This is a genomic window from Bacteroides sp. 51 (genome assembly GCF_010500965.1).
GTDB lineage: Bacteria > Bacteroidota > Bacteroidia > Bacteroidales > Bacteroidaceae > Bacteroides.
This window is the reverse complement of record NZ_QVMI01000006.1, coordinates 47,821-72,400: the sequence shown is the minus strand read 5'-3', so window position 1 is coordinate 72,400 and position 24,580 is coordinate 47,821. Positions and strand designations below refer to the sequence as shown.

Here is a 24,580-nt window from a genome sequence, read left to right as displayed (position 1 = left end):
TTGGGCGGTTCGCGAACCGCCCCTACGATATCCAGTACAAGATTCGTCATCGATATCTGGAACCAGAAATCGGTAACAGATTATTTAATTTATTGCCTTATTCGAATCCGTTTCCGTTTTAGGAATCGGCCACAAATAGCCTTTCGAAGGATCGAAGGTACGTTTAAACACCGTCACCTCTTCATACACTACGCCATCGGCAGCGGTTTGTCCCAGCTTACCGGGATTATACCCTCTGAAATCGGTAAATGCATTAGCACCATCATCCCAACGAATCACATCGAACAATCTTAACCCTTCGAATGCAAATTCAACACGTCTTTCATGACGGAGAATCTCTCTCATCTTTTCAGGAGCAAGGTTCTTGCCTTCCGCATTCTCAACCTTCGGCATCTTCACGCTTTCGCGTTGGCGAACCTGGTCAATCAGCGAACGTACATGCGCATCGTCATACGCTTCGCCGCCGGCCAGGGCACGCTCAATATACGCTTCCGCTTCCATCAACAATACATCTGCGTAGCGAATAATCACAGGATTGGTACCCGAAATGGCCGCTACCCCATTATTAGAGTAATCCACATACTTCCGGATACGGAAGCTGGTGAAGTTTGCACTTCCTTTAGATTTCGGATAATATACCCACGGCGCACCCGATGTTCTATCATAAGCATCGACAGTATAAGGCACTACCAGTGTAGCATTCATGCGCGGGTCGCGATTCTGGAACCGGGTATCGAAACCACCGTTCTTTATGAATGTAGACGGAGCCACGATCTGACTTGTCAGCACCTTATCATCATACAACGTATTGGTCGGATCTTTAATCGACTTTCCGTTGGTAGAGTAGAACTGCTCATACAATCCAAGGCATGACTGATATCCAAACCAGCTATAGAAATACGTGTACCAGTCGTTCGACAAACCGATAGAAGATGGTGAGTTCGTTTCATGTTGTTTATCGAATATCACTTCCTTATTGTTTGCCTCACCTTCGGGCAGGAACAGCGTTTTATAATCGGGCATAATCTGATATACACCCAACGCCCGCACCTCTTCGCAAGCTGCAATAACTTCCGAATACCGCTTATTGAACAACAACACACGCGCTTTGATGGCCAGAGCAGCACCTTTTGTTGCACGCCCCCTATCGGTCACAGCATAGGTTGGCGGAAGAAGTTCGGCAGCATCTTTCAGTTCTTTAAGCACAAACTCGGTAAGTTGCTCGCGGGAAGACAGTTCCTTGTTTGCTCCTTCCAGTCCCTCGGGTTCCGTGCGCAATGGCGCGCTACCGTAATAGATCAACAAGTCGGAATAAGCCAGTGCGCGCAGGAACATAGCCTCACCTTTATACTGATTATAAGTAGCTTCCTGCATAGACACATTGTCAATAAAGTGCAGTACGGTATTGGCACGAAGAATAATCTTATAATTCCACGACCATTTGTTGACTACGAAGTTCGTTTCATTGTCGTACACCCGTTCAAACATATTCCGGTAATCGGCCATGAATCCGTTGTCTACCATAAAGTCCAGATATATCGGTTCCAGTTTGTTGGACAAGAAAGCACGATATATACCGTTAACCGCCTCTTTGATATCTTTTTCCGAATTAAAGCTATCCGGAGCCAGGAAGTCTATTGGCTTACGATCGAGGAAATCTCCTTCACAGCTCACGAACGCCAGAGCCAAAGCCAGAACTATATATTTTATTGTTTTCATAACCTTTACTTTTAGAAGTTAATATTGACACCTACCGAATAGGTTGCCACTTGTGGATGGAATGCCGCAGAAACCGCATTATACTTTCTCTCTGGGTCAAAACCTTCGACGAAGTTGGTGAGCAGCAATAAGTTCTCGCCCGTCAGGAATACACGGCAGCGGTTGATACCTACTTTCTCGGTTAATTTCTTATCCACCGTATAAGAAAGCTGAACGCTCTTCAAGCGGAAGTAAGCCGCATTGTAAATATTGTAACTGGTCACCAAAGCGTCGCGGCCTTTGTCTGAATATATCCGGTGGTACTTGGTAGACGGATTGTCAAACGTCCAGCGATCTTCTACCATATTCTTACGGATAGGACCGTTTGTGTTATAGAATGGCGCAATCAGGTTACCGTTCATGTACGCATCCGTATGCCCCACACCCTGACCGATAATGCCCAAACCGAAATTCTTATAGCTTAAGTTCACATTGATGGCATACTGGAATTTAGGCATCGGATTTCCGATAAAGGTTTTATCATCCGAGTTAATCACATCGTCCGTATCATTTACATTCTTTATCTTAATATCTCCGGGTGCCGGATTGGTCATGATACCCGATGGATCGGGCAGACCCTCTTTCAGTTTATACTGGCGGTCGGCATGTGCAATGGAAGCATCACTGTTATTCTGCCATGTAAAATCGGAAACCTGATAAATACCCTCTACCTTATACCCGTAATAAGACGAGAACGGTTGTCCCACGGCACTACGCATAGACGAGGAGTGGTCAATAAAATCAAGCGGTCCAAGGTTGGTCAGTTCATTGGTGATATAGCTACAGTTGAAACCCACTTCGTAGTTGAACCCATCGGGTTTGTACTTCGATTTATAGGAAACGCTCAATTCGACACCTTTATTTACCATGTCACCTACATTCTGATATGGCTGTGTGGTAGCACCGAGTGAAGGTGGAATGGTTACGCGTGCCAGGATATCATTCGTTTCTTTGCGGAAATAATCAACGGTAATGTTCAATCTGTTCCACAATACAGCGTCAAAACCAAAGTCGAGCTGCTGAGAGGTTTCCCAACGGGTGTTTCTATTGGCCAGTGTAGTCGTTCCACGGCCCGGTACCACTTTGTTTCCGAAAGCATAATACTCCGAACCACTCATTACATCGGCAAAAGCATATTTCGATTCAATATTCTGGTTGCCCAGCTTACCCCATGAACCACGCACTTTAAGTTCCATAAACTTCTTGATGTTCTTCATAAACGGCTCTTGTGTGATGCGCCAACCGGCAGACACGGAAGGGAAGTTACCCCAGCGGTTATCCTCCGAGAAACGCGACGAACCATCCCGTCTCATATTCACTTCCAACAAATATTTATCGGCATAAGAGTAGTTCAAACGTCCGAAATAAGACAGTGTAGCCGTTTCCCAGGCATTGGAAAGCAGAGATGCCGTATTCGGGTCGCCGAAATTAAAGATCGGAGCATTAGTCGAAAGGTCTTTTACATTGCCCTGGTCGTACTTGTAGATGGTTTCCAACCGCTCGTGGGCAAGTAAAACGCTTGCTTTATGCTTATTCCAATCAATACTGTAGCTTAGCGAAGTAAACAAGGTGTTGTATTCGCTGTTTACAAACTTCTTTTCAAGCAATGACTCACGCTTACTGATGGTAGCCTGCTCGTAACTACCGGCGGTATAAAACTCCGGCGAGAAATTCACATAATCCGTCTTATATACATTGTTGCTCAACATTACTTTTCCTACCAGATTCTTAATCGGTTCAACCTCTATGCTTCCTTTCAGGTTGAGGTTGGTCATTTTACGGTTTGTTCCTCCACCCAGTTCCTTGGCGGCAATGAAACGGGCATTGTAACTGTAAAGGTCTTCTTCGCCTGTCAGAGGGTCGGTACCCCGTATAAATATAGTGGGTAAATAACCTGCTATCTCTGCCATAACCGAGTTGGTAGGCGATGTCAGTTCTTTGTTCTTTTCATTATATCCGGACACACCCAGACTGAAGCGCAAACGGTTTTTGTATGCATTTCCGCTCAGATTGGTATTGAAAGACAAGCGGTCGGCAGAGGTTCCGATAAGGATACCTTCCTGATCGCGGTAGGTAACGGATGCCGAATATCTGTATCTTTGCTCTCCACCCCTAAGGCTCAAGTTGTGGTTTTGCATGTATCCATCCTTGAAATACTGATCATACCAATTGGTACTTGGGTAAGCCAGGCTAGTCTGATTCTTGAAGTATTCCAGTTGTTCTTCATTATAAGTTGGTGGCAAAGCTACGTTTGCACGCGCTTCATTCAACAGTGTAGCATAGGTATAAGAGTCTACCGTTTTTGGCAAGCGGGTGGCCTGGGTGATCGATCCGGTTGCATTGTATTCAATCTGCAATCCTTTACCCGTTGTTCCTTTCTTTGTTTCGATGATGATTACACCGGCCGAAGCACGCGAACCATAGATAGAAGCCGAAGCCGCATCTTTCAGTACGGAAACGGAAGCGATATCACCGGGACTTACATCGCCGATATTTCCTTCCACACCGTCAATAATAACCAATGGGTCGTTGTTATTATCGATAGACGATACCCCTCTGATTCGAATAGAGGCACCATCATCGCCCGGGCGACCGGAGTTCTGTACAATGTTTATCCCCGGAACTTTACCTTGCAAGGCTTGTTCGGCGCTAACCAGTGCTCTTCCGTCCACATCGTTAAGGTCGACAGATGCAACGGCTCCGGTGAGGTTGACTTTCTTTTGCTGGCCGTAACCCACTACAACTACTTCGCTCAACATCTGGTTATCGGGCACCATATCCACAACAAAATTGTTCTTATTTCCTACCGGTATCTCCTGTGTCTGATACCCCATAAAGGTAAAGATCAGGATATCTTTATTAGATGCCTTGATGGAGAAATTACCATCCATATCGGTTATAGCGCCGATACTTGCGTTCTTAATGTGGACGGTTGTACCCGACAACGGCAAACCTTCCTCATCTTTCACTGTACCGCTTATATCTCTACCCACTCCTTGTGCATGAGATATCACTGGTAAGGCTATGAAACATAGCATTAGTATAATAATCTTATTTCTCATTTGTTATTAAATTCAGATTAGACATCAGTTCTATACTATATAGTCCGTTCAGGGATGAGACAGGGCTAGCTCTCCATCCTATCCAAAAGCGGACATAGGTTTTAAATTATGAATTTTGAATATTACTTTTAAATTATCTACAGTCCTCCCCCTACCCCCTCCAAAGGGGGATAGGCTGCGCTACAAAGCGTTTAGCTTCACTGACTGTTGGTTCCGCAAGGTATCCCCCTTTGGAGGGGGCAGGGGGAGGATTGCAGATAATCATTTATTATTTTATAGTTTTACTTTATAGAGTTTGCTCCATTGGCTTTCGTATCCGTAATTGATACGTTTCTTTACCCGGAGATAATAAGGCGCCTCCCCTTTTACCGCCGGTAGCGTACAGGCTCCGGTTTCGGTGGTGAGTATGTATTCGGACAGGTTCTGCGGATCGGTTCCGTATTCGAATTCATAAATGAAATCCGCGTTCTCCGAAAGATATCCGACATGTATCTCATCTTTGTATTGTCGTAAGTAGTTTATCACAGGCGGCAATTCGGCAGCCAGTGTTTTGATCTGGGCGGTTTGTTCCGAGACGGTTTCTCCACAATCATTAACGGCTACCAGTTGTACGGAATAGGTTGTATTATATGCAAGGCTCCCGGGGTGGCCTTCATATATACCACCGAACTGGATATAATCATTGATGGTAAGCGGTGTTTGCTGGTCTAACTGTCCAATGCCATATCTTGCATACCACTGTGTGGCCGACGGCGCTTTATCAAAATGAATTCTTATACTATATTGTGCGGCCTCAACATGCGAGATAACAGGTGCGGCAGGTTTTACGAGTTCCTCCCGGCGCAAGTCTACCGTATAGCCTGTAGGAGTTACAAGTTCTGCGGTAATCCAGGCTATATCTTTTCCTTCAAGTTTAAAGTTGAAGTTACGCGCATCGCTTCCGACTTTGATCTCGGGTAAAGAAACAGACTGTTCCGACAATGTATTACCGTTGATATCTTGCGCGGTAAACGCTAAGTTATATCCTCTCAGATTAAAGGCGGGAAGATCCAGTGTTTCTCTTGGAGTCAGGATGATCGTTCCTTCGATGGCACCGGAATCGTTTCCGGTACTTACATTTAACTCCAGGTTCTTTACAGGAGAGTTCTCGCGCTGCAACAGTGTGTACCCTCTTTTTTTGTGACGGAAGACATCGACCACACCCCACGGACGGTTCTGCGTAGCAGCCGTGGCATTGTCTCTGTAATTGCTACGATAATCATTGAATGTCCATACGGATGCACCGATCAGGTATTCATACCCGCGCATGCCTTCAACCATTCCGGCAAAATCTGCAATGTTGTTATTCAAATCGTCACTATTGATTTTATGCCCGTATTCACAGTAGAATATCGGTTTGGAAGGATAGAAACGGTGAGCAATCGCAGCTCTTTCCCCGTGGAATCCCGGACCCCCATACTGGTTAAGCATGATGATGTCCGAAAGTTCCGCAGGTTCGTTATCCTGTCTTGCAGCAGTATGGGTTACATATACAGCCAATCGGGTAGGATCAAGGCTACGTATATGTTTGAACGCCGACACCAGGTATTCGGTAATATGCGGATTGTCGCTGAAACGGCCAATCTCGTTACCTGCACTCCAACCAATGATACATGGGTGGTTGCGGCGTTGGGTGATAAGCTCGGTAAGCCAGCGCATCGGTACGGGATGATCGGCTTCGAGTAGTTTATTTCTGTTCCACAAAGGAATTTCTTCAAAGATAAGCATCCCTTTTTCGTCGATGTAATCGAGTACTTCTTTCGGCAAACCGAGGTGGCTAAGGCGGGCCATATTGACTCCGCATTCTTTCATCAGGTCTATATCCTTACGGAAGACTTCTTCGGGAAGAGTGCTACCGGTAAAACGGTCTTCGGGTACATAGTTGGCGCCGTTCAACCGAACGCTTTCACCGTTGAGGAGTAGCTTGTAACCATCTATTTCAACTTTGCGCACACCGAAACGAGTAGAGGCGCTATGGATGGTTTTACCTTTTTCTTCCAGAGAAACTTCGGCAGTATATAGGTATGGCGTATCGAATCCCCAAAGGTTTACCTTATTCAGGTTACAGGAAAAAGGTTGTTCTTTCACACCATTCGCTACTTTCTTTTTAGCAGTAGCTACGGTACGTTTGGATGCATCTTTTATTTCGAGAATAAGGGTAGCGCCATCGGCAACCTGGTGCAATTCGGTAAGTACATTTATTTGCGCACTACGTTTCTTTAAGTCGATGTTGGTTGTAACCACCAAGTCCTCAATTCGTTGGGCGGGAAGTCTGCGCAGGGTTACGGGACGTCTTATACCACCCCAGTTCCAGGTAGCTCCCAGTTTGAACGTATTATCAACTCTTAGAGTAATCGTATTGCTTACTCCCTGCTTAATGAGTTGAGTTACATCAAACTCAAAGGAAGTGAATCCGAAATCGTGCGAACCTAGCTTTGTTCCGTTGAACCAAACTTCGGCATCGCTGTAAACCGCTTCAAAGAAGAGGATAAGATCATCGCCATTCAAGTTTTCATTATAATTGAATTGAGTTTGATACCAAGCGACACCAGTATACTGGGAATATTCGCGGCGGGTGTTCCAACATCCGGGTACATCCATCGTATCCCATCCGGCAGTAGAGGCCGACGGGGAAAACCATTGTTCGGAATATCCCATATTATTATAATCAGTTCTGAACTTCCACTTGCCATTCAGGGAAATATCTTGTGCAAAAGAGCATATCGCTATGAATAAAGAATATGCCAGAAGCGCGGTTGATTTGAAGTGTTGTTTCATGTATTAAATGTATAGAGTTTAGCTAATTGATATAAACAAAGATAGGGGAGTTAATACCCATAATCAATCAAATTTTCGCTTATTTACGTAAACGTTTACATTGCCTCTATTTACTTCAAAGTGCACTTGGCAACAAAGCCTCCACCGGCTGCTAAATAGCAAATCAAAGGCATACCATCAGCAGGCATATCGTATGAGCCATGAACAAAGCCTTCGGATGGTTCTGCCGAATCTCCAACCGATGAAACAATCCAGTTGCCCGACGGCAGGAAATCGGTTGGTATAGACATACTCTTAGGTGTATCGCCATTCAAGGCAACCACATACCAATCATTTCCTTTACGACGTGCCAGAATTGCCGTACCACCTATAGAGCTACCCGGCAATACTTTTGTTTCATCCCATGTAGCAGGTATTTCTTTTATAAATGATAATACATTAGCCAAACGCGCATCATTCAGCAACATAGACGGATGCTCGGCCACAGTCAGAAGCGGTGAAGTGAAAGCATAAGCCGTAGCCAACTGATGCGCCCATGTGGTATTGCCCGGATTGGAAAAACCAACAGGGGTATAATCGCTGTTATTCAGGATTCCGCGAGTAAAAACAAGCGCCACGTTATGAGCCGGCGGAATAGGTTGCTTCATCTTATTCAATTCCAGCCCCCGGATTCCTTCGCGTGTTATTTCATTGGGATAAGTACGGATCTCACCGGATGGTTTCTGGCATCCGTGGAAGTTAACCATCAAGTGACGCTCTGCACATAATTGAAGGGCACGTATATCAAAGTCGATGGTCTTTTTGCTTTCGCTATCCATAAAATCTATCTTCAGGCCAACTGCGCCACATGCGGCAACGCTATCCAGGAAGTGAGCCATTGTGGCGTAATCATCCACCGGATCGGAAAAGGTTCCGGAACGTTTCCATACGAAAATACCTACGTTCTTTGTCCGGGCATAATCGCACATTTCTTTAAGTTGCGCCCATTTGTTGGTCCATACACGCTCCCACCCTTCGTCGATAGTGGTGTATTCATAACCCAATTCGGCAGCCATATCAATGAATTGCTTCTCGTAGCCGGGGGTCATATATCCATCATGTTCGGTCCACCAGCTCCAAACGCTTCGGCCGGGTTTAATCCATTCGGTATCAGCAAATAACTTTGGATCGGGAGCCGGGTTGAGGTTGGTTATGATATCCGTATTCACCAGAGAGTTAAGTCCATCGGCAAGGATAATAACTCTCCACGGCGTGGTGATATCATTCTCTACCTTAAACCCTTCTTTTTCCGTAAAGTTTGCCTGTAACGACAAGTCGCTTTTGGCTTCCAATCGCATACCGCTATAATTGTATAGGGCAGCTTCGGTGATACCCATATAGTGTTCATTGCCTAGTTCATATAATAGGATTGAACCTTGCACGGGTCCATTAGGAGAGATACAATAGAGGCTATCGGATAGAGTTTTCGTCCATTCGCCGGCATAGGTTTTCAGCTTCCAATCGCTTGGACGCTCAAAGAACCATACAGGTTTGTTGGAAGGCACCTGAAAAGAGGTCAGTTCAGTGTTTACAGTACGCAATTGCCCTTCATATGCTTTAGGTACGATATATCTGAATGCCACTCCATCGTCATAAAGTCTGAACTGGATTTTAAATTGAGAGTCGTTGGAAGTTATATTATATGTATACTGGTTACAATGATCAATGGCTTCGGTATGAAAACCACGGGTAATATACCGCTCATTAATACTCTCTTCGGCCATTGCACCCAACATTGAGTTCATTCCAAGCGTATCCTGATCTATAATGATGCCCAGTGGCGAACGGGCTATTACCTGTTCGCCCATAAAAGAGACGGTATAGAAAAGCTGTCCATCAGAAGCAGTCAACTGTGCACGGATATTCCGGTTGGGAGATAATATGCTCTTTTCCGCACCGGCACATGACGTTTGCATAAACACCAAAACAAGGCAGAGTACCGCAACAACACACAGCATCCACGTATTTATTTTGTTTTTCATAGTGATAGATATTTATTGTATGAACAACTGGAATAGATTAGCCGACACGATATCCGAAGGATGTTTAAGCTCTATCCGAAGCAATGAAGCCTGTACGGGTTGATCAAAACTAATCCGGTTTATTGTTTGATAGTTGTCTGTTTTCTCAAAAAGAACTTCTCCTTTTTCATTCAGTATCCGGTAATCGCGCACACAGAATGGGATAACACTTTCAGGATGACCCATTTGTACAGACTCCATAGCATGGTCATAATCCGTATCGAAATATAGTATTATTTCGTTTATATTTTGTTCTTTCTCCCAGTTTAATGTAATGGCAGGGCAAGAATCATCGGGAGAGGCTACCCAGGCATTTGTCCCTGTGGTAGGACGAACAAGCCCATTCATAATGTTTTCCACATGGTAACAATCAAGTGATGGCGTTATTTCCATCGCGATATTATGCCCGTTCGGACGGCGTTCAGGACACCAGAATTCAAATTCCTCAATGCCGCTATCGGCCGGTGGGGTCTGTTTACCGTAGTTATTTACATCTTTATTGATTTTATTATAGACAGATAGTATTCCGGTAAACCGCTTTTCGCTTACGCGCAGCTTTATGTTTTCATTGCTATGGAAAGTGACAAAACCATATTGATCGGCAGGCAATCCGTTAGAGAATTGAATAAGTACCTGTTGCATTCCTTTTTTAAGGGTGATTGCCTGTTTCTCCGCCGTACAATCCGGCGTATAGTTGTATGCTTTTGAGGAGTAACGGAGTTCAACATCGAGTACTGTATCACACAAGGTATGCGCTTCGATTAGTAAGTTATAGGATTGTCCGGCTTTTAACGGCAACATCTGCGCCACGGCTATATTCAGATTATACCATCCGCCATCAAAAGGGATTAGCTTCATATCCAATACGCTGGAGGCCGTAACTTTTGCAGTGGATGCTAGGTTTTCCTTTACAGGCATGGTAGTGCAAGGAATGCTCTGCCCGATAAGATCAAGGGATTGTTGCAGGCGTTGCATGTTTGCAGTCTCAAGAATATCGGCAGGAGATATGCCTTCCTTAATACATTGTGCAGCCGCCATACCTACCGCCTGTCCGCCAAGTGCTGCGGTAGCCATCACACGGGATGAACCGTAAGCTACGTGCGAAGCACTGATATTCCGTCCGGCATAATACACGTTACGCACATCCCGGCTAACGAAACAGCGGTAAGGAATCTGGTATACTCCTTTGGAGTGATATTGCGTACAACCTGACATGGTACTGAATACACCATCTGCCGGATGAAGGTCGATGGCCCATCCGCCGAATGCTACGGCATCATCAAAATGGCGTTGTTCGATCACATCCTGTTGTACAAGGGTATAAAGTCCGGTGAATCGGCGGCTTTCGCGTTTGCCGGGAATGATGCCTACCCATTCCAGGGTCAGGTTTTCTACATCGTTGTATTCGCCGGAATTTTTTATATGATCCCAGATACCGTAAACGACGCTCCAAAGCTGCCATTTAATCTGCTCCGTATCATGGATGGTATCCATGCGTCCGCCATATTCGAGCCACCAGAATTTACATCCGTGTTCGGCAGCATTGATATTGTGATAACGTGGAATAACGTCTTTTATATTCTTAAGGGCAAATGCCGGAGGAGTGTATTTCACCGGGGCACCTGTATCTTTACTATAAAAGTAGATGGAGTGACCGAGCAATTCGCCATAGATCGCAGGATCGGGGGCAAACTTTTCACTGTATTCTTCCGAGTTCTCCGCTCCTACTCTATAAGCTGCACCAGCCAGATAGGCAATCACACCGTCTCCGGAAGCATCACAGAATAATTTCCCTGATACTTCATAGAAGGTCTGGTCCTGGCTACAGAAGCTCATCACTTTCTGAATAACATCATGCTCTGATTTGCTCACATCATATACAGCCGTGTTCAACAACATGGTAATGCGTGGTTCGGCATGGATCATATCGAGCAGGATGGTATCGAAGATAACCGGATTCCCTTCTTTATTACGGTACATGTTTTCGACCAGGATTTCATCGATTACGCCACCTTCGCGCGACCAACGGTTATTGTTGCCCATATGCGATGTGGCACCAAGTATCCACAATCGTACTTCGCTCGAAGCATTGCCACCCAACACAGGTCTATCCTGTATCAACACGACATCTATCCCCGCACGTGCAGCCGTTATCGCTGTACATACACCGGCCATGCCTCCTCCTACGACAACCAAATCTGTGTTTAGTTCTATCGTTTTCAACGCCCGCATATCAGGGGCAAAAGAATCTTGAATAACCATTGAAGTTACTTTTTATATTTTTATTTTCTTTTTCTACAGATAAATAAGCCGACAATAACGAGTAAAGCACCTACGGATATCACCAACAGTTTGCCTGTTGCGGATATAGCGCCCAGAATGATGATGCCAATACCGGTACAGCATATGCCATACCCTATGATCTTACGACTGAAGTCGTTTTGCTTGTTCGTTGCCTCAACTGTTTCTGCAAAGACTTGCTGTTTCTCGGCCCAGTTGGCATTTTCCCATTCTTTATAACTACTATAGTCGGATGAGATTTTGCCTTTGGATTTATAGTAAAGTTCAAACAGAATCAGACACAGAATAGGGAAACTAACTCCAAGCACCATCTCTTCGGTGCGGGACAATGAAAAGTTAAATAACATAGGGGTTACGAACTTGAAAATAGCATTGATGCCCAAGCTAAGCAATGTGGTAGTCAGTACGGAACACGAGGTTTGCCGGCGAGAGAAGAGTGTCCAGATTACAGGTAGATACAACGGTACTCCGGTAAGAGCGGCAACACTGATCACTACATTTACAATTCCTCCCATCGAAGAAACCATAAGCGCAACAACAATTGCCAATATTCCGAACAGTACGGTAGAAAGCCGGGCCACAAGCATCAGTCTTTTATCACTACTCCGCGGGTAAAGGCGTTTAAAGATATCATTCGTAACCACCCCTGCGGAGATGTTCAAGGCTGAATTCATGGAACTGGCCGTAGCAAATATCATTCCGCCTAATACAAGCCCCAACAATCCGGCTGGCAGTACTTCTTTACACATCATCAGATAGGCGCCTTCGCTTTCAAGGCCGTCGAGTGTTGGATTACAAATGCGGTAAACCATGGGTGGAAGCATCCAAAGGACGGGACTGATTACATAAAGTGCTCCGAACAGCCAGCCGACTTTCTTAGAATCCGTACTATTCTTTACGCTGGTGTATCGCTGTACATACGCCCAGTTTCCACCCAGGAATATGGCATTGTACACACCGAATGCGATCAGGAACGGCCAGGTGTATTCGCCATTCGTCAGGTTAAAGAACGCATCGGGAGCGGATTGGATAAACTCTGTTACATTGCCCACTCTATCGAAAGACATCGGTATAACGATAATAACAGCAGCAGTAAGGATGACGAATTGAAGTACATCGGTTGAGACAACTGCCCATAAGCCGCCCACAGCTACATATAATATACAAAACCCACCAATCAATAGTATGCATGCATTCAACGGAATGCCGGTAGATACTTCGATAATCTTTGCTATAGGGTAAAGAAAAGAGCCTGTGGTAAAGAGAGAAATAAATAAAAAGAGGTAAGTGAAAGTCTTTTGAGTACGTACACCTAAACGGTGGGTAATGTATTCGGCAGCAGTCAGCACGCCGGTCTTATTCCATCGGGGAGCTATAAAACTTCCGACAAGCAGCCCGGCAATAGCCATAGTCCACTGTATAGATACCGAAACCCATCCCAAGGAATAGGCAATGGAACCCCATACCACGAAGGTACCGGCCGAGAAGAATCCCATAAAGAGAGATAATCCGTTCATTTGCCAGGGCACTGCCCCACCGGCAGCAAAGAACGATTTCATGTTTTTCTTTCCGGAAAAGGATAAACCTACGGATACGATGCCAATGGCAAAAACAATAATGGTAATAAAATCCAGTGTACTCATGGTGCGGTAATGTGTTAATAGTATTTCGACTGTTGCAAATGTAGGGGTTATTACATTTCGATAATAGGGTAAACCCGAAAATGTCCGTAAACGTTTACGGTATCACGGAAGGTTTTAAAGTTATGCGCTTATTATTCTAGTATATTTGCATAATGTAGGATGCACTATATTTGTATTGTGCTAATAATAAATCATTCTATGAATAACATGAAACCACCGACTATAAAGGACATAGCAGAGATATTAGGCATCTCGGTTGCTACTGTATCAAGAGCGCTGACGAACAGTCACGAGGTTAATCCGCAAACGCGAGAAAAGGTTTTGGAGACGGCAAAACGAATGAAATATAAACCGAATCTGCTTGCCCGTAACCTGAAAAAGAACAGTAACAGGTTAATTGGTGTAATTGTTCCGGAGATTATTACATTCTACTTTCCGGAGCTTATTATCGGCATTCAGGAGATTTTTAATCCGCTGGGCTATCAGGTATTAATTTGTCAATCGGGCGAATCTTCTGCTCAGGAACGCAAGAATGTGGAGATGCTGGAGAATCAACAGGTAGAGGGTCTTATTGTTTCCGTATCGAAAGAGTCTAAGAACATTGATCTCTACAAACGATTACTGGATGATGGCATGCCCATCGTATTTACCAACCGGGTCATTGAAGAAATTGACGCGCCCAAAGTGGTCATTGACGACAAGCAGTGGGCATACAATGCCACCGAAATGATTATCAAACATGGTTATCGCCGAATAGCGCATCTGGCAGGCAATCTCAATCTGACCATAACCAAACTCCGTCTCGAAGGATACCGCCAGGCGCTGAAGGATTATGATATACCGATAGACGAACGACTTATCATGTATGTAGGCATTCAACAGGAGCAGGCGAAAATAGGTGTCAGGTATCTATTGAGTCTTAAAGAACGACCTGATGCAGTTTTTTGTGTAAACGATCCCATTGCAATAGGCACCATGCTCGAATTGAGAGATAAAGGAATTCGTGTTCCGGAAGATATGGCTATTGTCGGATTTACAGAATCGCCCACAGGCAAGGTATTAGGATTGTCGAGTGTGGCTCAACCCACCTTTGAAATGGGGCGTACGGCGGCAACGATGTTACTGAACCGAATCCAAAATCCGATGTTGGAGAACATTGAGACGATTGTACTGGATGCGAAGTTGATTGTCCGCAAGAATACGCTGATAAAGAAGGTTGCTAATCCCGATATCTCTTTATAGTATTTCAGGAAGAAATCACAATCTCCGAAACAACATCCACCCCACTCTTCGCACAAGTTTCTTCGTCGGTCACATCCAGATATAGAATGAGAAGGACAAAGGCAAGATATTTGCAACCACCCTGTTCCATTATGCCCACTTTATCGTTGGATGTTATAAATGCCAGTCCATCATTTAAAGTTTTGGATACCCGATAGTACATTCTGGCATCGGGATCAGGGTCAACCTCAGTAGAAAAATAGATATATTCACTTGTAATAGCAACCGGAGTAATCCACAGATTGTATTCAGCGTGCGGATACTGATTGATTACTTTATACTTGTTCCCATCTATATACTTTTGTAACCGCTCAGCCATATTCTCATCCTGCAACCTGATCAGTTTTTGGGCAGGAAAACTGACATTAACATCCAGTATAGAACGTAGTTCAATTACTTGGGGGAGATTCGGATTATCCAATTCACAGGCAAAAAGATACACATTATCTTTGAAAATCTGCTGTCTTTGAAAAAATGCTACGGTGCTCTCCGGATGCTCAATATGCATTGTAAGCCACTGTTTGTCATCACGTGAAAAAGTAGCCTCGTAACGGGCATAAAGAACTTGTTTTTTCTCTGTATTGACTGCATACCGATACAGAGAAAATCATCTGTAACCACCTGTTCAAAATGCCAGAACACTGTAGGAGCGGAAAGCAATTCGGGTTCTACCCAAAAGCAATCTCCAAGATCAAGAAGCACTTTGTTTTTCACAACTTCCATGTTTGCTGCATACAAATTCTGAGAATTGGAAAAACAACTATAGGTTTCGAGTACGGTAAGCGTTGTGTAAATCAAAAAAGCCCGGTTGCAACAAGTGCTTTCTCTCGCAACCTTCTCTAGGCGGTCCAACACAGGTAAACGATACAGAAACTCATCACATTCAATAAACTCCCGCAGAAAAGAGTAGATTTTCCGGAAATCAGCCATGATATTTCTGACATCTCCTTTTGTCGAAGTATATAGTGGCAGAACATCAAGCATTAAAAGCAAGATAATGGACATTTCAATTCCCTGGCCATACATATTAATAGCTATATCTTTCAGAAAGGTTTTATCATTGGGCAACTGATAATCGTCTATATAGGTGTACTTCAACAAGACATGTATATTTTCTTTTTGAAGAACCTTCTTTCTTCCTTTTATATATTTGTCGTAAAACTCCGAGGCGGTTTTATACCAATCCAAGATTTTCTCTAAATCCAGCACTTCGTCAAGTTGCTCGTATGTTTCCCGGCTAAGTTCGCGAAAAATACAACGTGCCGTAAAAGGGGGTATGTTTTTAATACTGTTATTTGACCTAAGATTATACTCAATATATTGACCCAACTCATCATTTGTATTACGAAAGAGACGAAGCCTGACTGTTTGATTTAATAACTCTCTAAAGTCCACTTCGGGTTTAAGGGAAGTAGTTTCCATGTTCATTATTCAGTAGCGTTTAGTGTTCGGATACGTTTTACTTTGTTTTCTGTTATAGTTCGCAAATATAGTGAAAAGGTTTCTTGATAAATTTCCCCAAAGAGACTTATTTCGCAGTATTAAGATTAAAGACTTTAAGCATTGGCAGTCCACAATATTTATCGGAAAGGCTTTTCTATAACAAATTCTTTTTTGTATGTTTGCAAAATCATCAAACATCAAAATAAGATTATAAGAAGAAAAAACAGAAGATAAAATATTGATTGAACGTTAAGACGATTATTTGATTCACTTAAATCTAGCAGTTTATTATCGAATTCAAAGTAATAAGTCCAAATGGCGTTCACACCCTAATAGGGCGTGGACTGCTTTTGCTTATTCTGAATTCGGGGTCATGCTAGAACCTAAGTGAGCGGATAATGCGAAAGTGGTATCACGCTCTTTTTTTGTGCGTATGGGTGAGGTTTCTATTATGATTGGAGTATGCAATATCTTGTGTTCCTCATACTCTTTAATATAAAGTCTGCTATATGAAGGAACAGTATAGCTATTAAAAACAGTGTATATGAAAAAAGTATTTTTTTGTTTAAGCATTCTATGCTTATTATTTGTGGCATGTTCAGACGATGACGACAACACAAACAATCCCCCCGCTACCGATTTCCAGTTATATGGATATGGGTATATTCCTGGTGCCGGCGAAGATGAAGAAGAAGATGCTATGTACAGCCTCGATCCGGAAACCGGCAAGTACGACAAACTTAATTTAAAGATGTTTGATCTCGAGTTTTATGATTTCATACATATGCCCGGTACCAAAACTATTTATGGTATTGAGTATGGCGAGAGAGAAATGTCAGAAGCAATTTGTTCATACAACATGGATACTCAGGAGTACAAAAGAATCAGTCCAAAGACTACCCCAAATTACGGCAACCTATTAACTAAAGATGGAGAATTATACAATCTGGAACAAAACAGTTCTACCAGCAATGTCACTCTGTATAAAGTAGATATAGCCACAGGCGCCTACACTACCATTGCCGACTTTGGTGTAATAGACAAAGATGAATTTGGCTGCGTATACGACCCAGTATTTGATGCAAAAGGTGCAAACATTATTTGTGCTACCGAAGAGGGGTCTACACTTATACTCAATTTAGCTAAGAAAGCGGTAACGTATATTGAATCCGATGAAGATGAATGTTATACCATTTTTAGAAAAGGCGACGAAGTGTGCATGTTAGCCTATACCGGAGCTGGTATGATTCTCTATTCTGTCAATGTAGATGCCGCAAGTATCAGTAAAGTCGGTTCCTTTAATGGAGAATGGACACAATGTACATATAGTACAACTAAAGATAGATTATATTGTCTTTCCGACAATGAAGGAAACAAATATGGTGCTTTAGGGTATTACGACTACAAAACAGGCAGTTTCAAGAAGCTAATGTCCGAGAGTCCGATTGAATGGATTTTCGGCGTTGAATAGCAGGCTTTTGGGGGTCAAGCAGAAAAATAGATTGAGCGGCCAGATTAACCTGGTCGTCAATCCTCTAAGTCACAAATATAAGCAAAATCAGATCAAAAAGATAGCATTTGATTCATTTTGATTACATGCAAACTTTCAAAAAACCATCAATGAGATGTTAAAATCAGGTCTTAGGCTTGCTTATATAGTGTATTATTGATATTTGGAGGTGCCCCAGCGCAATAATTTCTGCACTTGAGCCGCGTACTGCCGACAGCACGCGGCTCAAGTATAGATAACGCGCGGCTCAAGTATCGACAGCCAAGCGCTCAAGTATCGACAGCACGCGGCTCAAGTGTTCGGCGTGTTTCATTTTATAGATTTTTATCCTCTGGTTGGTCTGTTTTAAGCGAAACGATTGAAGTGTGTATTTGCTGTATTTGTTTTTACTTGTGTGGCTATTTGCGGCTTATTTTGTTGTATTTTGGATATTTTGATAGTTTATTTTGCAAATTTAAATCTTATCGATTTCCGCAAATACGATTCTTTTGCCATTTTTCCTTTCCTTTCTGCCCCAAGCCCGGAATTTGCGATTACCGCTCCATTCTATTATCAAAATGTCATTTCTGTCATTTTGTCTATACTTTGCTCTTTCCAACAAAACCCTATAAAAGGAAGTAAACGGAACTATCTCAAGCATTCATCCTTAATAACTATGTTAATTTAACAAGGGAGGGGGTACAGTAAGCTGAAGGATCGTGAATCCCAATTACTATTGTAGCATCCGTTGGGTAGTATGCTGAAAGTAGCAAAAATCTTGCAATCAACTGAAACGTGAACCATCGGTTAATTTAAATCCACGAAGTAATTCTTCAATACTCAGTCGTTTCTTGCCCGAAACCTGCAATGACTTTACAGACAAAAAGCCATCAACTGTAGCTACATTCAAGTATGTTTTCCCGTCAGTAACGAGTGTTCCGGGAGCAAGGTCATGTTCCTTCTGTATCTTCTCGCTTTGGTATATCTTCACCGCCACGCGCTTGCTATCAGGCGTTTCCAACTCTGTCCAGGCAGCAGGATAAGGAGAAAGACCGCGGATAAAATCATAAATACGCTTTGTGAGTTGCGTCCAATCAATCCGGCAGGTATCTTTAAAAATCTTTGGAGCGGGACGTAATTCGTCGACTACAACCATCTTTTCCTGCGGAATAGATTCAACTGTACCATCAATTATTGCATCGACAGTTTCTACGACAAGCTCTCCACCAAGCATCATGAGTTTATCGTGAACAGTGCCTACATCATCCGTATCGGCAATAGGAACACGCACCTGCTGAATAACTTCACCTGTATCAATTTCATGAGTCAGGAAGAAGGTAGTAATACCTGTTTCCGTATCACCATTTATTACCGCCCAGTTGATCGGTGCTGCGCCACGGTACTGGGGCAACAAAGAAGCATGAAGATTAAACGTTCCCAAACGGGGCATATCCCAAACCACTTCGGGCAACATACGGAAGGCAACCACAATCTGCAAATCTGCTTTCCAGGCCCGCAATGCATCGAGAAATTCTTCATTCTTCAATTTCTCCGGCTGTAGTATCGGCAAATTATGACTGACGGCATACTGTTTCACAGGAGAAGCCTGCAACTCATTATGATGACGGCCAACCGGTTTGTCGGGCATGGTAATCACCCCAACCACATTATATCCGTCTTCAACAAGTCGGCGTAAAGGCTCCACCGCAAATTCCGGTGTACCCATATATACTATTCTCAATTCTTCTTTCTTCATATTCCTTCATTTTTCTTATAAAAACCTCGCGGCGGCACGTTGCCGCTCAGTCTTCCGAGAACTGTACCAACACATCCCGGTACGCATTAAAGATCTTTGACTTCGATACCATGCCCAAATATTTGCCCTCGACATTAACTACCGGCAAGTTCCAGGCCTGGGTTTCATCAAATGTACGCATCACCCTCTCCATACTATCCGTGTCATATAAACGGGCAGGTACAGCAATCATCAGCTTGCGCACCATAAACCGGTGGTAAAGTTCCTGGCGGAACATAATATTACGGATATCATCCAATAAAACGATACCGAGTAAAACGCCCTCTTTATCCACTACGGGGAATATATTACGACAGGAGTTTGATATCACTTTGACCAATTCGCCTAAATCCATATCCGGCTGAACAGTTGTAAAATTAGTTTCCACAACATGCTCCATCTTCATCAGAGTCAATACCGCTTTATCCTTATGATGGGTCAATAACTCTCCTTTTTTAGCCAATCGCATAGAATAAATACTATGAGGCTCAAAAATAATAATGGTAAGATAAGAACTCACAGCCACCATCATTAACGGAAGAAATAAATCATACCCCCCTGTCAGTTCGGCAATCAGGAATATCCCCGTCAGCGGAGCATGCATAACACCACTCATCACGCCGGCCATACCCATCAACGCAAAATTCTTTTCGGGCAGATTGGGAGTAAACTCAAAATAATTGCTGAGGTGGGAAAAGATAAACCCTACAATACAACCCAGGAAAAGCGAGGGTGCAAAAATACCACCACAACCACCGCCACCATTCGTTGCACTCGAAGCAAAAACCTTAAACAGAACAACCAAGATCAAGTAAAGAAGCAGAATATCTCCATGTCCATAGAACAAAGAGTTATTCATTACCGTGTCCCACTCCATATCATTTGTCCCGTTAAGAAGCAAATGGATCGTATCGTAACCTTCACCATAAAGAGAAGGGAAGATAAAGATCAATATACTTAACATCAACCCGCCTAACACCAATTTATGATAAGGCCCTTTACACTTTGCAAAGATTCCTTCTGTAAAAATCATCGCACGGGTAAAGTAAAGCGACACCAAACCACAGAAAATCCCCAATAGAATAACATAAGGGATACGCTCAAACTCAAAGACCTGGTCCATGCTGAATTTGAACATCGCTTCCGTACCGGTTAGGATATACGACATCGTTGCAGCCGTAACCGAGGAAATAAGCAAAGGAAGCAGTGAAGTCATGGTCAGATCCAACATCAATACTTCAATGGTAAACACCAATCCGGCGATAGGAGCCTTAAAGATACCTGCCACAGCCCCGGCAGCTCCACAACCCACCAATAACATCAGCGTGCGTTGATCCATTTTGAACACACTGCCCAAATTGGAACCAATAGCCGAACCAGTCAAAACGATAGGAGCCTCAGCTCCAACCGATCCCCCAAAACCAATGGTAATGGAACTGGCAATCAGAGACGACCAGGTGTTATGCCGTTTTATGCGACCCTGACGACGGGAGATGGCATAAAGTATTTTTGTTACCCCATGACTGATATCATCTTTCACTACATAACGGACAAATAAACCGGCAAGGAAGATACCTACCACCGGATATACCAGATAGAGGTAGTTGGCTCCTGTTGCACTAAAATTATCTGTCAAAAAGTTCTGAATCAAATGAATGAGGTGTTTCAGAAGTATAGCAGCCAACGCAGTGAGAATACCCACCAGAAAGCTAAGTATCAATACAAATTTCTTTCCTTTTATATTTTGCTCACGCCATAGAATAAAGCGCTGTAACAAACCAGTCTTTTCTTTTTTCATTAGAGATGTTTCCTGTTATCCTTATTTCCTTATAATATTAATCACCCCGCCTTTATCTAATTTAATAATACCGGATGGAGCTGGTCGGCTCATATCATCCTGGCGATAAGTTACTACATAGTCAACCAATGATTTAATTTCCTCACTGATTTCACTGAAATTAGCCGGCGAAGGTTTCCCACTGACATTTGCCGAAGTCGAAACAATCGCCTTACGGAAGCGCTGGCACAACTGATGAGAGAATTTCTCCTGAGTAACACGAATCCCCACACTGCCATCTTCAGCCAAAAGATTGGGTGCAAGATTTCTGGCTCCCGAATAGATGATAGTCAGTGGTTTATCGGTTAGTTCAATCAAATCCCAAGCCACCTCGGGAACATCATCTACATAAAAATCTACCTTTACGGAAGAATCCACCAACACCAACATGGCTTTGCTATCGGCACGTTGTTTGATTTCATATACCCGACGCACAGCCTCAGGATTAGTGGCATCACAGCCCAATCCCCAAATCGTATCCGTAGGGTAAAGAATTACCCCACCGCCTGCCATGACCTCGCAGGCCTTCTTTATATCTTCTACCATAATCGACTAACTAAGAGCCTGTTTGAATTTTCCACAGGAAATTTAAACAGGTTCTAATACGTACAAACTGCAAAAATACACAAAAGGTTTCCGCAACCAAAAGAATCAAAGATGATATTTGGTCGGACGGGCGTAAAGAACTATTTTTGTTCGGAAATCATTTTAAATATAACCCGAATACACTATAATGGAAGATATAAAATTTCACCATACCCTACCCATACAACTTAGATTCAATGATGTAGATAAGTTTGGACATGTAAATAACACAGTTTATTTCACTTACTACGATCTGGGCAAAACAGAATACTTTGCATCTGTTTACCCCGGAGTAGATTGGGAAAAAGATGGAATGGTAGTAGTACACATCGAAGCTAACTTCATTTCACAGATTACTGCCGCAAGCAATGTAGCCATACAAACAGCAGTTGTGGAAATCGGCAACAAAAGCCTGACTATCGTGCAACAGGTGATAGACACCAAAACCCAGGAAGTGAAGTGTCTCGCCAAATCTATTATGGTTGCTTTCGATCTTGAAGCGCACGACTCCAAAGAAATACCCGAAGATTGGAAAGAAGCCATCTGCGCTTTTGAACGCAGAGATCTAAGGCGGTGACCGGCAAGGTGCCGGTTCCAGGTCTCTATGCAGCACTAATCTACTTTAATCCGTGTTTCTATATAATATAAGTAAATTTTAGCATATACTTACCGTACACTTCCGGCTTTTTTCGTACTTTTACAACTTAGTTGTAGGAGTGCGCTCTTGCAACCCTCTGAGACGAAGAAAAGAAAAAAACAATATATAATGAATAACAAATGGAATTATCAACCTATTACACAAGAACAGGAGGATATAAGCCGGGGATTGGCGCAAACAATAGGCATTAGCCCTATCCTTGGTAAGCTTTTGGTAATGAGAGGAATTACAAATCCAACGGCTGCCAAGAAGTTTTTTCGCCCGCAACTACCCGATCTGCACGACCCATTTCTGATGGAAGATATGGACGTGGCAGTAGAACGCCTGAACAGAGCAATGGGGAAGAAAGAGCGTATCTTGATTTATGGAGATTACGACGTAGACGGAACCACATCGGTGGCATTGGTTTACAAATTTCTGCAACAGTACTATTCGAACATCGACTATTACATTCCTAACCGGTATGAAGAGGGTTACGGAGTGTCTATCAAAGGTATTGACTATGCTGTAGAAACAGGAGTCGGACTCATCATTGTGCTCGACTGTGGTATAAAAGCCATCGAAGAGATCACTTATGCTAAAGAAAAAGGAATTGATTTTATTATTTGCGACCACCATGTGCCCGACGACATTATGCCGCCGGCCGTGGCTATACTGAACCCCAAACGACCGGACAACACATATCCCTATGTCCACTTGTCGGGTTGTGGAGTGGGATTTAAGTTCATGCAGGCATTTGCCATGAACAATGGTATAGAGTTCCATAACCTGATCCCGCTGTTGGATCTTGTAGCCGTGAGTGTAGCTTCGGACATCGTACCCATTATGGGAGAGAACCGTATACTGACGCACCACGGTCTGAAACAATTAAACAGCAATCCGAGTGTCGGGCTGAAAGCTATTATTGACATTTGCGGATTAACAGATAAAGATATCACTGTCAGCGATATCGTATTCAAAATAGGCCCCAGAATAAATGCTTCGGGACGTATACAGAACGGGAAAGAAGCTGTTGACCTACTTACCGAGAAGGATTTTTCATTGGCATTGGAAAAGGCTAATCAAATCAACCAGTACAACGAAACGCGCAAGGATCTGGATAAACAGATGACCGAGGAAGCCAATCAGATTGTATCTCAACTACAAGGGTTAGCCGAACGTCGCTCCATTGTACTGTACAACGAAAACTGGCACAAAGGCGTTATCGGAATCGTGGCATCAAGGCTAACTGAGGTTTACTACCGGCCGGCCGTTGTGCTGACCCGCACAGATGATATGGCAACAGGATCAGCGCGTTCAGTTTCCGGATTTGATGTATATAAAGCAATAGAAAGCAGCCGCGACCTGTTGGAAAACTTCGGGGGGCATACATACGCTGCCGGACTATCTATGAAAGTAGAGAATGTACCGGAATTCACCCGCCGCTTCGAGGAATATGTAACAGAGCACATCTTACCGGAACAAACAAGCGCCGTTATTGATATAGATGCAGTTATTGATTTTAAGGACATCACGTCCAAATTCCATAGCGACCTTAAAAAGTTCAACCCTTTCGGACCGGACAACAAAAAGCCAATATTCTGTACACACCACGTATATGACTACGGAACAAGTAAAGTGGTAGGCCGCGACCAGGAACACATCAAACTGGAACTGGTTGACAATAAGTCAAACAACGTGATGAACGGTATTGCTTTCGGTCAGAGTTCGCATGTACGCTATATTAAAACCAAACGTTCCTTCGACATCTGTTATACGATCGAAGAGAACAGCCACAAACGTGGAGAGGTGCAACTACAAATTGAGGATATTAAACCGACAGAGGAAAGTTCAGTTGAATAAGATTTCACC

15 protein-coding genes are annotated in these 24,580 nt (G+C 43.4%); 4 read left to right on the top strand and 11 right to left on the bottom strand.

Features of this window, described 5'->3' with window-relative positions:
- Nucleotides 1–84 precede the first annotated feature (84 nt).
- The 6 genes from D0T87_RS06840 to D0T87_RS06815 all read right to left on the bottom strand — a co-directional run bounded on the left by D0T87_RS06840 (nucleotide 85) and on the right by D0T87_RS06815 (nucleotide 13,641).
- Nucleotides 85–1,719 (bottom strand): RagB/SusD family nutrient uptake outer membrane protein, encoded by a 1,635-nt coding sequence (locus tag D0T87_RS06840; protein ID WP_163174125.1) that lies wholly within the window; start codon nucleotides 1,717–1,719, stop codon nucleotides 85–87.
- 11 nt (nucleotides 1,720–1,730) lie between these two features.
- The gene (locus tag D0T87_RS06835; protein ID WP_163174123.1) at nucleotides 1,731–4,820 is read right to left on the bottom strand and encodes a TonB-dependent receptor; all 3,090 of its coding nucleotides are present in this window, start codon (nucleotides 4,818–4,820) and stop codon (nucleotides 1,731–1,733) included.
- 273 nt (nucleotides 4,821–5,093) lie between these two features.
- A complete protein-coding gene (locus tag D0T87_RS06830) occupies nucleotides 5,094–7,637 on the bottom strand; it encodes a glycoside hydrolase family 2 protein (protein WP_163174121.1) in 2,544 nt (847 codons plus the stop codon).
- A 110-nt stretch (nucleotides 7,638–7,747) separates the two neighbouring features.
- The gene (locus D0T87_RS06825; protein ID WP_163174119.1) at nucleotides 7,748–9,658 is read right to left on the bottom strand and encodes a glycoside hydrolase family 97 protein; all 1,911 of its coding nucleotides are present in this window, start codon (nucleotides 9,656–9,658) and stop codon (nucleotides 7,748–7,750) included.
- A gap of 12 nt (nucleotides 9,659–9,670) precedes the next feature.
- Nucleotides 9,671–11,959 carry an FAD-dependent oxidoreductase gene (locus tag D0T87_RS06820; RefSeq protein ID WP_163174117.1) on the bottom strand — a complete coding sequence of 763 codons (2,289 nt, stop codon included), beginning with the start codon at nucleotides 11,957–11,959 and terminating at the stop codon, nucleotides 9,671–9,673.
- Nucleotides 11,960–11,979: 20 nt separating this feature from the next.
- Nucleotides 11,980–13,641 carry a sodium:solute symporter family protein gene (locus tag D0T87_RS06815; protein WP_163174115.1) on the bottom strand — a complete coding sequence of 554 codons (1,662 nt, stop codon included), beginning with the start codon at nucleotides 13,639–13,641 and terminating at the stop codon, nucleotides 11,980–11,982.
- Nucleotides 13,642–13,839: 198 nt separating this feature from the next.
- Between D0T87_RS06815 and D0T87_RS06810 the strand changes: the two genes are divergently transcribed.
- Complete coding sequence (locus D0T87_RS06810; RefSeq protein ID WP_239063525.1) at nucleotides 13,840–14,883, top strand: LacI family DNA-binding transcriptional regulator; 1,044 nt, start codon at nucleotides 13,840–13,842, stop codon at nucleotides 14,881–14,883.
- 4 nt (nucleotides 14,884–14,887) lie between these two features.
- On the opposite strand, the gene D0T87_RS06805 is transcribed toward D0T87_RS06810, so the two are convergent.
- Entirely contained in the window at nucleotides 14,888–15,430 is a 543-nt protein-coding gene (locus tag D0T87_RS06805; protein ID WP_163174113.1) for a hypothetical protein, read from the bottom strand.
- Nucleotides 15,400–16,350, bottom strand: coding sequence for a hypothetical protein (locus D0T87_RS06800; RefSeq protein WP_163174111.1), 951 nt, complete (start codon nucleotides 16,348–16,350; stop codon nucleotides 15,400–15,402). Before D0T87_RS06800 ends, D0T87_RS06805 begins: the two co-directional genes overlap by 31 nt.
- A 559-nt stretch (nucleotides 16,351–16,909) precedes the next feature.
- Here D0T87_RS06800 and D0T87_RS06795 point away from each other — a divergent pair.
- The gene (locus tag D0T87_RS06795; protein WP_163174109.1) at nucleotides 16,910–17,836 is read left to right on the top strand and encodes a hypothetical protein; all 927 of its coding nucleotides are present in this window, start codon (nucleotides 16,910–16,912) and stop codon (nucleotides 17,834–17,836) included.
- Between the two features lie 802 nt (nucleotides 17,837–18,638).
- Here the strand turns inward: D0T87_RS06795 and fmt are convergent.
- The 3 genes from fmt to D0T87_RS06780 are packed head-to-tail and all read right to left on the bottom strand — an operon-like array spanning nucleotide 18,639 to nucleotide 22,032.
- Nucleotides 18,639–19,610, bottom strand: a complete 972-nt coding sequence (fmt, locus tag D0T87_RS06790) for a methionyl-tRNA formyltransferase (protein WP_163174107.1) — start codon at nucleotides 19,608–19,610, stop codon at nucleotides 18,639–18,641.
- Between the two features lie 46 nt (nucleotides 19,611–19,656).
- Nucleotides 19,657–21,447 (bottom strand): chloride channel protein, encoded by a 1,791-nt coding sequence (locus tag D0T87_RS06785; protein ID WP_163174105.1) that lies wholly within the window; start codon nucleotides 21,445–21,447, stop codon nucleotides 19,657–19,659.
- A 21-nt stretch (nucleotides 21,448–21,468) separates the two neighbouring features.
- Nucleotides 21,469–22,032 (bottom strand): L-threonylcarbamoyladenylate synthase, encoded by a 564-nt coding sequence (locus D0T87_RS06780; RefSeq protein ID WP_163174104.1) that lies wholly within the window; start codon nucleotides 22,030–22,032, stop codon nucleotides 21,469–21,471.
- A 187-nt stretch (nucleotides 22,033–22,219) separates the two neighbouring features.
- Here D0T87_RS06780 and D0T87_RS06775 point away from each other — a divergent pair, with 187 nt between their 5' ends.
- On the top strand, nucleotides 22,220–22,648 hold the full coding sequence (locus tag D0T87_RS06775; RefSeq protein ID WP_163174102.1) for a thioesterase family protein: 429 nt from the start codon (nucleotides 22,220–22,222) through the stop codon (nucleotides 22,646–22,648).
- A gap of 189 nt (nucleotides 22,649–22,837) precedes the next feature.
- Nucleotides 22,838–24,571, top strand: a complete 1,734-nt coding sequence (gene recJ / locus D0T87_RS06770; RefSeq protein ID WP_163174100.1) for a single-stranded-DNA-specific exonuclease RecJ — start codon at nucleotides 22,838–22,840, stop codon at nucleotides 24,569–24,571.
- Nucleotides 24,572–24,580: the final 9 nt, after the last annotated feature.